This window comes from Micromonospora sp. NPDC023888 (genome assembly GCF_040639415.1).
In the GTDB taxonomy this organism is placed as follows: domain Bacteria; phylum Actinomycetota; class Actinomycetes; order Mycobacteriales; family Micromonosporaceae; genus Micromonospora.
The window spans coordinates 25,254-37,233 of record NZ_JBEZZW010000009.1 but is presented as its reverse complement, the minus strand read 5'-3'; the positions used below and the strand labels follow the sequence as shown (position 1 = coordinate 37,233).

The window sequence follows — 11,980 nt, the reverse complement described above, 5'->3', positions numbered from 1 at the left end:
CCGCCCGGGGGCCGTCACATCGCGTACCGGGCGTCCATCACCTGGTCGTCGGTGACCTCGGCGCCCGGCGCCCAGGCCTCGTAGACGCCCCGTTCGTGGCACTGCGCCCCGGTCGCGACCACCGCGTCCGGGTTCGGGTAGCGCAGCCGCACCCGCAACCAACCGGCCTCCTCCCGCAGCACCAGGCACGGCACGCCCCGCCACGTGGCGAATCGGACCCGGCGGGCCACCGCGCTCACCGGGTAACGGGCCGCCCGGGTCATCGCCAGCACCCGGAACCCGCCGGGCAGGTCGGCCACCGCCTCGTACTCGTTGTCGCCGTACCACCCGACAAGCTGGGTGGAGCGCGGCGCGTCGGCGTTCGGCACGTACTCCTGGTCCGGGGAGAGGCCCGGCACCGCGGCCAGCAGGTGCCGCCACTGCGGGCCCACCATGCGCAGCCAACCGCGCTGCTCGGCCTGGAAGGTGTAGAGCACCACCTCCACCCCCTCCGCCGGGTAGGCGATCAGGGCGGCGTTCGCCGGCATCGGCAGGTCGGCGAAGTCGCGGGTGATGAACTCCGGGATGAGCTGAGCGTTGCTCGGCACGAAGCCCGTGCCCAGCACCGGCGCGCCGAGCCGGTCCCGGGATCCCAGCGCGGTCAGGCCGCGGTGTGCCTCGCCCACCGGCACGTCGTAGTCGCCCGGGTCGGACGCCCGCCAGCGCAACGCGTACGCCACCTCCGGTCCGTCCCTGCCGACCTCACCATCGGTACGCAGCACCGTCGTCGTCGCCGGCGTACGCAGATGCGCCACGTCGTGCTCCCGGTAGCAGAAGCCGTGCGGCAACCAGCCCCGCACGTACCCGGCGAGCTGTTGGGCGGAGAGCATCTTCACCATCTTGGTGCCCCGCCGGACCACCACCGACGCCCGTGCCGCGGCAAGCGTCGGGTCACCCGCCGCGGCCGGCTGCTGGCTGAGCTGGTGCAGGTACGCCCAACCCCGCTCGCGGTGCGCCGGCATCATCAGCGGCGTCTCCGGCTCGTCGACGGGCTCCGTGCCGCCGTGCACCGCGGTCACCTCGGTGACGTGCACGAACCGGTGCCACGGCAGGGCGCTGCCCGGTCGGGGCGCCCACTCGAAGCCGGCCACCTCGTCGGCGCTGAACAGCTCGTACGCGGCGCCTCGGGAGATCTCCTCGGCCGGGTAGACGCCTCCGCCGAACGCCACGTGCAACCCGGTGCGTTCACCGGCCGCGCCGCTCGGGCGGGGTGAGACGCTCACGCCGCCGCCTCGCTTCGCTCGGCAGCGGCGCGAGGCGCAACGCTGCGGTGCCTCATGGTTCGCTCGCTGCGCTCGCTCACGCGGCGACGGTAGAGTTGCGCGGCGTAGTCAGGGTGAACGTCGGGTGGCGGGCAGATGGACAGGCCCGGTGTGTGATGCTGTCGCTGATGAGCGAGCCCACTGAATCCCGTCGAGAGCGTGCCGCCCGGCGGGCCGGAGAGTTTCCGCCCGCCCCCGAGCCGCTGCCCCGGCCGGTGCTGGACAGCCACACCCACCTGGACATCACGGTCAGCGAAGCAGGTGTGCCAGGCGGCGGGCCGGCCGACGACCCGGTTGCCGTGGTGGTCGCGTTGGCCGCCAAGGTCGGCGTGGACCGGCTGGTCCAGGTGGGGGTCGACGTCACCTCCTCGCGGTGGGGCGCGGACACCGCCGACCGGTATCCCGCCGTGCTGGCCACCGTGGCGCTGCACCCCAACGAGGCGCCCCGCCTGCCCGACCTGGACGAGGCGTTGCGGGAGATCGAGTCCCTCGCCGCCCGCGACCGGGTCCGGGGGATCGGCGAGACCGGCATGGACTTCTTCCGGACCGGCGACGAGGGGCGTGCCGCGCAGGAGGCCAGCTTCCGGGCGCACATCGCCATCGCCAAGCGGTACGACAAGACGCTTGTCATCCACGACCGGGACGCCCACGCCGACGTGTTGCGGATCCTCGACGACGAGGGTGCTCCGGACACGGTGGTGCTGCACTGCTTCTCCGGTGACGCCGAGTTCGCCAGCGAGTGCGTCCGCCGCGGCTACCTGCTCAGCTTCGCCGGCACCGTCACCTTCGGCAGCGCCACCGCGCTGCGTGAGGCCGCCGCGCTGACCCCGGTGGACCAGTTGCTCGTGGAGACCGACGCCCCGTACCTCACGCCGACGCCGCACCGGGGCCGGCCGAACGCCTCGTACCTGATCCCGCTCACCGTCCGCGCGCTCGCCGCGACCACCGGCAGCGATCTGGACGAGCTGTGCGCCGCCATCTCCGCCACCGGTGACCGGGCGTTCGGCCCGTGGTGAGCCCGGCCCGACGGCCGGCCCCGACGCCGCCGCTACGCTGCCAGCCATGACCGGTCTCCTCGGCCCGGCGGAGATCCGGGAACTCGCCGCCCGGTTGGGCGTCGCGCCCACCAAGAAGCTGGGCCAGAACTTCGTGCACGACCCGAACACGGTCCGCCGGATCGTCACCGCCGCCGGGCTGACCCCCGACGACGTGGCCCTGGAGGTCGGTCCGGGGCTCGGTTCGCTGACCCTGGGGCTGCTGCCGGTCGCCGGGCACGTGCACGCCGTGGAGATCGACCCGGTGCTCGCCGGGGCGCTGCCGGAGACCGTCGCCCGGCACGCCGGCGCGGACGCCGACCGGCTCACCGTGCACCGCGCGGACGCCCTGCGCATCCACGCCGCCGAGCTGGCCGACCCGCCGCCGACCGCGCTGGTCGCGAATCTGCCCTACAACGTGGCCGTGCCGGTGGTGCTGCACCTGCTCGCGGTGCTGCCCACCCTGCGGCACGGCCTGGTGATGGTGCAGAAGGAGGTCGCCGACCGGCTGGTCGCCGGCCCCGGCTCGAAGGTGTACGGCATTCCGTCGGTCAAGCTCGCCTGGTACGCCCAGGCCCGGGGCGCCGGGCGGGTGCCCCCTAACGTGTTCTGGCCGGTGCCCAACGTCGACTCCGGTCTGGTCGCCTTCACCTGCCACGAACCACCCCGGACCGACGTACCCCGGGAGCAGGTCTTCGCCGTGGTCGACGCGGCGTTCGCGCAGCGCCGCAAGACGCTGCGCGCCGCCCTGGCCGGCTGGGCCGGCGGCCCGGACCGGGCCGCCGCCGCCCTCACCGCGGCCGGTGTCGACCCCGGCGCCCGGGGGGAGTCCCTGACCGTCGAGCAGTTCGCCGCCATCGCCGCGTCGGCTCCGGCCGGTACGCGGACCGCGAAGTAGGCTGACGCCGTGCCCGCCGAGGAGGTGTACGAGTGACCGCCCAGCCGATCGAGCCCGCCGCCCACGGGATGTGGACCCCGGATCCCGTCGGGCAGCGGCTGGCCAACCACACCATCGAGGACGTGCTGGCCCTGCCCGACGATGCCCCCCGCGTCGAGCTACGTGACGGAGTCCTCGTCGTGGTTCCTTCCCCGACCTTTGGCGACCAGAACACCGGCAACCTGTTGTGGATGTGGCTGCGGCAGCACGCGCCGGCCGAGTTGACGCCGGCCACCGCCGTCGGGGTGGCGATCAACTACCGGAACTCCCTCGAACCGGACGTCGTCCTGGTGAAACGTCCGGTGGCTGCCGATCACCACTACTTCGAGGCTGAGCAGGTCGTGCTCGCCGTCGAGGTCGTCTCGCCCGGCACCCGGCGTCGGGACCGGCTGGAGAAGCCTGCCGACCACGCCGACGCCGGGATTCCGCACTACTGGCGCATCGAGCAGAATCCGGTGCACGTTTACGCGTACGACCTGGTCGACGGCCGGTACGAGCTGGTCGCCGACTCCGCCGAGGAGCTGATCGTGGCCAAGCCGTTCGACATCCGCCTGCACGTGCGGGACATCACCCCGTGACCGAGGCCTGGCGACCGGACGGCGAGGACGAGCGGCGTGGGGCCATCGGGCCGGTGAAGGTCCGGGTGCCCGCGAAGGTCAATCTGCACCTCGGGGTGGGCCCGCTGCGCCGCGACGGCTACCACGAGCTGAACACCGTCTACCACGCCATCTCGATCTACGACGAGTTGACGGCCCGCCGGGGCGACACGCTCGCCCTGACCATGGAGGGCGAGGGCACCGGCGAGCTGGCGCTTGACGACAGCAACCTGGTGATCCGTGCCGCGCACGCTCTCGCCGGGTACGCCGGGGTGCTGCCGCACGCCCGACTGCACCTGCGCAAGCAGATCCCGCTCGCCGGTGGGCTGGCCGGTGGCAGCGCCGACGCGGCTGCCGCGCTGGTGGCCTGCGACGCGCTCTGGGGCACCGGGCTGTCCCGGGACGAGCTGGCGGGGATCGCCGCCGACCTGGGCTCCGACGTGCCGTTCCTGATCTACGGCGGCACCGCGCTCGGCACCGGCCGGGGCGAGGCGATCAGCCCGGTGCTGGTCCGCCCCACCTCCTGGCACTGGGTGGTGGCCATCGCCGACGTCGGCCTGTCCACCCCGGCCGCGTACCGGGAGTTGGATCGGCTCCGCGACGCCGGTGCGGCCGGTGCCCCGTTGGGCAGCACCGACGGGCTGCTGGGCGCGCTGCGCCAGCGCGACCCCCGGGTGCTGGCCCGGGCGCTCGGCAACGACCTCCAGGACGCCGCGCTGGCCATGCGCCCCGCGCTCGCCGACACGCTCAAGGCGGGTGAGGCGGCCGGCGCGCTCACCGGCATCGTCTCCGGTTCCGGGCCGACCTGCGTGTTCCTCGCCGCCGACGCGGCCGACGCGGAGCGGATCGCCGCCGAGTTGACCGCTGCCGGCGTGTGCCGGGAGGCGCGGGTCGCGCACGGTCCGGTCGCCGGCGCCCGCGTCGGCTGACGTCGCGTCCCAGCGGGCCGCGGGCGCGCGGCGCGGGCAACGAGGGCGTCCGCGTACCCTTGGGTCAGGCGTCCAGGTGCCCGCCGGCACCCGGACGCCTTGATCATGAAGGGTGGAACGTGGCGAACATCGTCAATCTGGACCGGGTGTCCAAGGGGTACGGCGCGGCAGGGCGGCTGCTCACGGACGTCTCGCTCGGCCTGGACGACGCCGACCGGATCGGCGTGGTCGGCCTCAACGGTGCCGGCAAGTCCACCCTCCTGCGGCTTCTCACCAAGCAGGAGGACCCCGACGACGGCCGTGTGACCCACCGCCGCGACCTCCGCGTGCTCTGGCTGCCGCAGCAGCTCACGCTCGCGCCCGACGCCACCGTCCGGGATGTCGTGCTCGGCACCGCCTGGCTGAACGAGGGCATGGGCGCCGAGCACGAGTGGGCCGGCGACGCCGGGGTGCGGGGCATCCTCGACGGCCTCGGCATGCCGCACCTCGGCCTTGACCAGCCGGTCGGCCCGATGTCCGGTGGTGAACGGCGGCGGGTGGCGCTCGCCGCGCTTCTCGTTCGCGACTCCGACCTGCTCATTCTCGACGAGCCCACCAACCACCTCGACGTCGGTGGTGTCGACTGGCTGGCCCGGCACCTGGTGGGGCGCAAGGGCGCCCTGGTCGTGGTCACCCACGACCGGTGGTTCCTGGACGCGGTCTGCACCAACACCTGGGAGGTCGCCGACCAGACCGTCCGCGCCTACGAGGGTGGTTTCGCCGCCTGGACCCTCGCCCGCGCCGAGCGCGAGCGCGTCGCCGCCGCGACCGAGGCCCGCCGGCAGAACCTGCTCCGCAAGGAGATCGCCTGGCTGCGCCGTGGGCCGCCGGCCCGGACCTCCAAGCCCCAGTTCCGCATCGACGCCGCGAACGCGCTGATCGCCGACGTGCCGCCGGCACGCGACACCATGTCGCTGCAGCGCATGGCCACCTCCCGGCTCGGCAAGCAGGTGTACGACCTGGAGAACGTCGAGCTGCACGCCGGCCCCAAGGAGATCCTGCGCGACGTCACCTGGCTGGTCGGCCCGGGTGACCGGATCGCCATCCTCGGCGCCAACGGCGCCGGCAAGACCACGCTGTTGCGGATGCTCGCCGGCATCACCCGCCCCGACGGTGGTCGCCTTGGCACCGGCTCCACCGTGCGGCCCGCGTTCCTGTCGCAGGAGCTCAGCGAGCTGCCCGGGCACCTGCGGGTGCTGGAAGCCGTCGAGGAGGTCGCCCGCCGGGTGCAGCTCGGCGACCGGGAGGTCTCCGCCGCGCAGCTCGCCGAGGTGTTCGGCTTCGACGACAGGCGGCTCTGGACCCCGGTCAGTGACCTCTCCGGTGGGGAGCGCCGCCGGTTGCAGATGCTGCGGTTGCTCGCCGGCGAGCCCAACGTGCTGCTCTTCGACGAGCCCACGAACGACCTGGACACCGACACCCTCGCCGCGCTTGAGGACCTGCTCGACTCGTGGCCCGGCACGATCATCGTGGCGAGCCACGACCGCTACCTCATCGAGCGGGTCACCGACACCGCGTACGGGATGTTCGGCGACGGCCGGTTGGTGCACCTGCCGGGCGGTGTCGACGAATACCTCGCCCGGACCGCGGAGCGGGCCGGCTTCTCGCGGGCGGGCGTCTCCTCGCCCTCCGCGCCCGCTGGTCCCTCCGGAGGCGGCATGTCCGCCGCCGAGGTCCGGCAGGCCCGCAAGGAGTTGACCCGACTGGAACGGCAGCTCGGCAAGCTCGATCAGCGCGAGACCACGCTGCTCGACCAGCTCGCGGCGGACGCCACCGACTACGCCCGGGTCGCCGACCTGGACGCTCAGCTCAAGGATCTGCGCGCCGAGCGGGAGCGGATCGAGGAGACCTGGATGACGCTCGCCGAGGAGCTTCCCGAGAGCTGACCGGGCCGGACGCACCGGTCCGGGGGCCGTGTGCGGCGTCACACCGCCACGTGCGGGACAATCGTCGGCGACACCTACCCCACGGCGTTGGAGACTCAGACATGGCCCACACCCCCGTCAACCACCCCGCGCGGCCGATCTACCGGGCGATCGGCGGGCTGACCGGTCTGTACCTGGTGGTCTTCGGTGTGCTCGGCATCATCACGAGCACCGGCAACGAGATCCTCGCCCAGGATGACACCCGGGTCCTCGGCCAGGGCACGAACCTCGGCTTCTCGCTGCTCAGCGTGCTGCTCGGGCTCGTCGTGCTGGTCGGCACCGCGCTCGGCCGCAACATCGACGTGGCGATCAACCAGTGGCTGTCGTACGCCCTGATGGTGATCAGCCTGGCCAGCCTCGCCTTCATCCGGACCGACGCGAACATCCTCAACTTCAGCATCGTCACCGTCATCGTCGTGATGGCCGTCGCCCTGGTGCTGCTCATGGTCGGGATGTACGGCAAGGTCGGGTCGGAGGAGGAGGCGGAGGCTTTCCAGAAGGCTCGGCTGGTTCTCTGAGTCTTCTCTGTGGTTGCGGTTGTGGTTTTCGCCGGAGCCCGAGCTGCTCCGGGCGGTCAGGCTTGATCCCTGCGCAGCTCGGGCTCCGGCGAAAACCTGACCTGGTCCAGCCTTCCGGCGGACCCTTTCGGGCTTAGGGGTTCTTCGGACAGTTGGCGCTTGCCTGGGTGACAATCCTCCTGAAACGGTCGATTCAGGGGGTCTGGGTATGCCGCACTTTCCGGTGAACCATCCGGCACGGCCGCTCTACCGGGTCCTCTCCGGTCTGATCGGCGTCTACATCCTGATCTTCGGTGTCTGGGGCGTCGCCGAGACGATCGGCGACCCGCTCTTCGACCGAAGCAGCACCTGGGCTCTCGGGCTGCGTACCAACCTGGCCTTCTCGCTCGCCTCGGTGGTTTTCGGAATCGTCCTGATCATCGGGGCGTCCCGGCGCACCAACCTCGGCCACTACATGAACCTCACGGCCGGCGTGGTGTTCCTGGTGACAAGCATCCTGATGATGTCGGTGCTGCAGACCGGGGCGAACTTCCTCAACTTCTCGATGTCGACGGTGGTCGTGTCGATGCTGTTCGGCCTGATCCTGCTCGGCACCGGCCTGTACGACAAGGTCGGCCCACCGGAACACGCCGAGGCCGAGCTGGAGAACCGCAAACACCCGGTGGCCGACGTGCACCGCCGCTGACGAGTGCTCAGCGCCGCCGGGCGGTGATCAGCGTCGGCTTCGCCTCCAGGTGCGACAACCCGTTCCAGGCCAGGTTGACGAGGTGTGCCGCCACCGTCTCCTTGCGCGGCTTGCGCACCTCCAGCCACCAGCGGCCGGTCAGTGCCACCATGCCGACGAGCGCCTGCGAGTACAGCTCGGCAAGCTTCGGGTCGTACCCCCGGCTCTTGAACTCGGCGCCCAGGATGTGCTCGACCTGGTGCGCGACGTCGTTCATGACGCTGCTGAAGTTGGCAGTGCCGGACATCAGCGGCGACTCGCGGACCAGCACCCGGAAACCGCTGGTCTCTTCCTCGATGTAGGTCAGCAGGGCCAGCGCCGCCTGCTCCAGCAGCTCCCGCGGATGCCCGGCGGTCAACGCGTTGGTGATCCGGTCCAGTAGGGCCCGGACCTCCCGGTCCACCACCACCGCGTAGAGCCCTTCCTTGCCGCCGAAGTGCTCGTACACCACCGGTTTGGAGACCTTGGCGCGAGACGCCACCTCCTCGATGGAGGTGGCGTCGAAACCGCGTTCGGCGAAGAGCTGCCGGCCGGTCGCGATCAACTGCTCGCGTCGCTGGGCCGCCGACATGCGGACTCGGGAGGCGGGTTTGGGTTTGGGCACCGGGACCGACGGTGTCACCCGTCGGCCGCCGGCACCGTCACCGTCAGTGACCTCAGGCATGTCGCCGCCTCGCTGGCGCTCGGTGACGCCCTGCCGTGGAATGGTGCCTCCGCTGTGCCCGTTCACGTCGTCGCCTCACTGGCCGGCGGTCCGACCGCCCTGCCGCCCGTCCGACCGTACCCGGATCGGTCCCGGCCCCCGTCTGCCGAGCCGTCCGGTCCCCCGCGTGGCTCGGTCATCCGGCCATCCTGCCAGGCGGCAACCTGGCGTACCGCCCGGTTTTACCGGGGTGCGACCGGCTTCACCAGCTTGGCGGCGAGACGTTCCGGCTTTGGCCAGCGCACCTGCGTCGCCGCGCCGACCTTCTCGAACAACCAGATCACCCGGGCGGAGATGTCCACCTGGCCACGCAGCACGCCGTGCCGGGCGCTTGTGGGGTCGGCATGGTGCAGGTTGTGCCAGCTCTCGCCGAACGACAGGATCGCCAGCGGCCAGAAGTTCGACGCGCGGTCGCCCTGGCGCATCGCGAACGGACGCTCGCCGTAGACGTGGCAGACCGAGTTGATCGCCCAGGTGACGTGGTGCAGCAGGCCGATCCGGACCAGCCCGGCCCAGAAGAACGCGGTGAGCGCGCCCTGCCAGGACCAGGTCACCAGGCCGCCGATCAGCGCCGGGCCGAGCAGCGAGATGGACACCAGCACGGGGAAGAGCCGGTCGACCCGGCTGATGTCCCGGTCGGCGATGAGGTCCGGGGCGAAACGCTCCCGGTTGGACAGCTCCCGGCGGAACAGCCAGCCCACGTGCGCGTGGAACAGGCCCCGGGTCAACGCCCAGAAGCTGGTGCCGAAGCGCCAGGGGGAGTGCGGGTCACCCTCCAGGTCGGAGAAGGCGTGGTGCCGTCGGTGGTCGGCGACCCACTGGATGATCTCGCCCTGCACCGCCAGCGACCCGGCCACCGCCAGCGACACGCGCAGCCAGCGCTTGGCCTTGAACGAGCCGTGCGTGAAGTAGCGGTGGAAGCCGACGGTGATGCCGAGCCCGGAGACGACGTACCAGACCAGGCCGATGACCACGTCGGTCCAGCCCAGCCAGCCGCCCCAGGCCACCGGCACGGCGACCAGCAGGGCGACGAAGGGGATCACCACGAAGGCCCAGAGGGCGGCCAGGATGCCGGGGGCCTGGCTGCCGTCGGTGAGTGGTTTGGGACCGCTGGCGGGCGGGTTGGGATCGAGCAGGGTGGTGGACATGAGACCTCGCAGGGGGACGGGAACGATCACGAAGCTACGCCTACGTCACCGTAACTTACGGCCCCGTAGATCGCACGGGGAAGTTTCGAAGAGTTCTCGGGTAGCCGGCCAGATCCGCAGGTCAGGCACGGTGAAGACGCCTGGTGAGGTGGCCCGGGGGGGCGGGGTCGGGGCGGTCGGCTCGGCTCCTCTCCGGGCTGATCGACTCGGGTTCGCCGAACACGCCGTATCCCCGCGTTCGGATGCCCCGACCGCAACGAAGCGGAATTGATCAGGCTCGCGCTCGTGCTCCGCCGCTCCCGCTGGAAAGGGATGAGCGATGGCGTCCGACGGCCGGGGCGCTAAGGTGTAGCGGCGGGATCATCCATCGCCCGCGCGACGTCCTCGCGTCGCTGATCGGCCGTGGTGTAATTGGCAACACCCGGGTCTTTGGTACCCGTATTTCAGGTTCGAACCCTGGCGGCCGAGCTGCCCACCTACGTCCGTTTTAGGGTCGGGTGGGGGTAAGAGGGAAAGGTGCCGGGCCTCGCGGTTAGCATGGCCGCGGAAGTGTCCGCCGTCCCGACGGGAGCCAGTCGTGCCCCAGCCCCACCTTCGTACCGTCGTCGTACTCGCCGCCGGTGAGGGCAAGCGGATGAAGTCGACACTGCCCAAGGTGCTGCACCCCCTGCTCGGTCGGACCCTGCTCGGTCACGTGCTGAGCGCCGCCGCGCCGTTGGCCGCGGACCGGACCGTCGTCGTCGTCGGACACGGCGCCGACCAGGTTCGGGGGCACCTGACCGAGGTCGCCCCGGACGCCACACCCGTGCTCCAGGCCGAACAGCTCGGCACCGGCCACGCCGTGCGGATCGCGCTGGACGCCGTCCCGGACGGTGCCGGCACGGTCGTGGTGATCAACGGAGACGTGCCGCTGCTGCGTCCCGAGACGGTCGGCGCGCTGGTGACCGCACACGAGGAGGCGGCCGCGGCGGCCACCGTGCTGGCCGCCGAGGTGCCCGACCCGACCGGGCTCGGGCGGATCGTGCGGGACGCCGACGGCCGCCTGGAGCAGATCGTCGAGGAGCGCGACGCCGACGCGACGCAGCGCGCGATCCGTGAGATCAACGCCGGCATCTACGCGTTCGACGCGGTGCGGCTGCGCGAGGCGCTGAGCAAGCTCTCCACCGACAACGACCAGGGCGAGGAGTACCTGACCGACGTCTTCGGCCTGCTCCGCTCCGCCGGTGAGCCGGTAGCGGTGCACGTGGCCGTCGACCACGTCGAGACGTTGGGCTGCAACGACCGGGTGGAGCTGGCGACACTGCGCCGGCTGCTGCGCGACCGGGTCAACGAGGCGTGGATGCGTACCGGGGTGAGCCTGCTCGACCCGGTGACCACCTGGATCGACGTGACGGTGGCACTCGACCGCGACGCGGTCGTCGACCAGAACACCCAGTTGCGCGGCGCGACAGTGGTCGGCGCGGGAGCGTCGGTCGGCCCGGACGTCACGCTTGTCGACACCATCGTCGGCCCCGGCGCGTCGGTGGTCCGCAGCCACGCGGTCGGCGCGGAGGTCGGCGCGGGCGCCAGCGTCGGGCCGTACGCGTACCTGCGGCCCGCCGCGCGGCTCGCCGACAAGGCGAAGGTCGGCACGTTCGTCGAGGTGAAGAACTCCGAGATCGGCGCCGGCTCGAAGGTGCCGCACCTGACGTACGTGGGTGACGCGACGATCGGCGAGCAGACGAACATCGGCGCGGCGTCGGTCTTCGTCAACTACGACGGCGTCAACAAGCACCGCACGGTGATCGGCAGCCACGCCCGGACGGGCGCGGACAATATGTTCGTGGCACCGGTCGAGGTGGGCGACGGCGCGTACACGGCGGCCGGCTCGGTGATCGTGGACGACGTGCCGGCGGGCGCGATGGGTGTCGCCCGGGCGCGTCAGCGCAACATCGAGGGCTGGGTGGTGAAGCGGCGGGCCGGTACGCCGGCGGCCGAGGCCGCTCAGCGTGCCGGCGACGCGAAGGGTGCGTCGAAGGTGGCCGGGGCCGCAAGCGACAGTGAGGCAATGCACGGGGTGGCCGAGACGGTGGGCGGCACATCCGGCGCGGGAGATACTGCAACCGAATAGTCCCCGACCCACCACC

At 71.9% G+C, this 11,980-nt stretch carries 11 protein-coding genes and 1 tRNA gene; 9 read left to right on the top strand and 3 right to left on the bottom strand.

What is annotated here, in order from left to right; translation table 11 throughout:
- Positions 1-14: 14 nt before the first annotated feature.
- On the bottom strand, positions 15-1,262 hold the full coding sequence (locus AB0F61_RS10495) for a hypothetical protein (protein WP_357806671.1): 1,248 nt from the start codon (positions 1,260-1,262) through the stop codon (positions 15-17).
- 155 nt (positions 1,263-1,417) lie between these two features.
- Between AB0F61_RS10495 and AB0F61_RS10490 the strand changes: the two genes are divergently transcribed.
- From AB0F61_RS10490 to AB0F61_RS10460, 7 genes are all read left to right on the top strand, one after another.
- Positions 1,418-2,317 carry a TatD family hydrolase gene (locus AB0F61_RS10490; RefSeq protein WP_357806668.1) on the top strand — a complete coding sequence of 300 codons (900 nt, stop codon included), beginning with the start codon at positions 1,418-1,420 and terminating at the stop codon, positions 2,315-2,317.
- Between the two features lie 46 nt (positions 2,318-2,363).
- Entirely contained in the window at positions 2,364-3,233 is an 870-nt protein-coding gene (rsmA, locus tag AB0F61_RS10485; protein WP_357806665.1) for a 16S rRNA (adenine(1518)-N(6)/adenine(1519)-N(6))-dimethyltransferase RsmA, read from the top strand.
- Positions 3,234-3,265: 32 nt separating this feature from the next.
- Positions 3,266-3,850, top strand: a complete 585-nt coding sequence (locus AB0F61_RS10480) for a Uma2 family endonuclease (RefSeq protein WP_357806663.1) — start codon at positions 3,266-3,268, stop codon at positions 3,848-3,850.
- Positions 3,847-4,797, top strand: a complete 951-nt coding sequence (locus AB0F61_RS10475) for a 4-(cytidine 5'-diphospho)-2-C-methyl-D-erythritol kinase (RefSeq protein ID WP_357806660.1) — start codon at positions 3,847-3,849, stop codon at positions 4,795-4,797. Before AB0F61_RS10480 ends, AB0F61_RS10475 begins: the two co-directional genes overlap by 4 nt.
- Before the next feature lie 119 nt (positions 4,798-4,916).
- Positions 4,917-6,722: an ABC-F family ATP-binding cassette domain-containing protein gene (locus AB0F61_RS10470; RefSeq protein ID WP_357806658.1), complete on the top strand. Its 1,806-nt coding sequence runs from the start codon at positions 4,917-4,919 to the stop codon at positions 6,720-6,722.
- 101 nt (positions 6,723-6,823) lie between these two features.
- Entirely contained in the window at positions 6,824-7,279 is a 456-nt protein-coding gene (locus AB0F61_RS10465; RefSeq protein WP_357806657.1) for a DUF4383 domain-containing protein, read from the top strand.
- 208 nt (positions 7,280-7,487) lie between these two features.
- Positions 7,488-7,964 (top strand): DUF4383 domain-containing protein, encoded by a 477-nt coding sequence (locus tag AB0F61_RS10460; RefSeq protein ID WP_357806654.1) that lies wholly within the window; start codon positions 7,488-7,490, stop codon positions 7,962-7,964.
- A gap of 7 nt (positions 7,965-7,971) precedes the next feature.
- Here AB0F61_RS10460 and AB0F61_RS10455 read toward each other — a convergent pair whose 3' ends face one another.
- The gene (locus AB0F61_RS10455; protein ID WP_357806650.1) at positions 7,972-8,667 is read right to left on the bottom strand and encodes a TetR/AcrR family transcriptional regulator; all 696 of its coding nucleotides are present in this window, start codon (positions 8,665-8,667) and stop codon (positions 7,972-7,974) included.
- Between the two features lie 221 nt (positions 8,668-8,888).
- Positions 8,889-9,854, bottom strand: coding sequence for an acyl-CoA desaturase (locus AB0F61_RS10450; RefSeq protein ID WP_357806647.1), 966 nt, complete (start codon positions 9,852-9,854; stop codon positions 8,889-8,891).
- 396 nt (positions 9,855-10,250) lie between these two features.
- On the opposite strand from AB0F61_RS10450, the gene AB0F61_RS10445 reads away from it, so the two are divergent.
- Positions 10,251-10,322, top strand: a tRNA-Gln gene (locus tag AB0F61_RS10445).
- Positions 10,323-10,431: 109 nt separating this feature from the next.
- Complete coding sequence (glmU, locus tag AB0F61_RS10440; protein ID WP_357806644.1) at positions 10,432-11,964, top strand: bifunctional UDP-N-acetylglucosamine diphosphorylase/glucosamine-1-phosphate N-acetyltransferase GlmU; 1,533 nt, start codon at positions 10,432-10,434, stop codon at positions 11,962-11,964.
- Positions 11,965-11,980 lie beyond the last annotated feature (16 nt).

What these genes read in the sequence shown, in the direction of transcription:
- AB0F61_RS10455 (WP_357806650.1), bottom strand. Translation starts at nt 8,667, where the DNA reads ATGCCTGAGGTCACTGACGGTGACGGTGCCGGCGGCCGACGGGTGACA.
- AB0F61_RS10465 (WP_357806657.1), top strand. Translation starts at nt 6,824, where the DNA reads ATGGCCCACACCCCCGTCAACCACCCCGCGCGGCCGATCTACCGGGCG.
- rsmA (WP_357806665.1), top strand. Translation starts at nt 2,364, where the DNA reads ATGACCGGTCTCCTCGGCCCGGCGGAGATCCGGGAACTCGCCGCCCGG.
- AB0F61_RS10490 (WP_357806668.1), top strand. Translation starts at nt 1,418, where the DNA reads ATGCTGTCGCTGATGAGCGAGCCCACTGAATCCCGTCGAGAGCGTGCC.
- AB0F61_RS10460 (WP_357806654.1), top strand. Translation starts at nt 7,488, where the DNA reads ATGCCGCACTTTCCGGTGAACCATCCGGCACGGCCGCTCTACCGGGTC.
- AB0F61_RS10450 (WP_357806647.1), bottom strand. Translation starts at nt 9,854, where the DNA reads ATGTCCACCACCCTGCTCGATCCCAACCCGCCCGCCAGCGGTCCCAAA.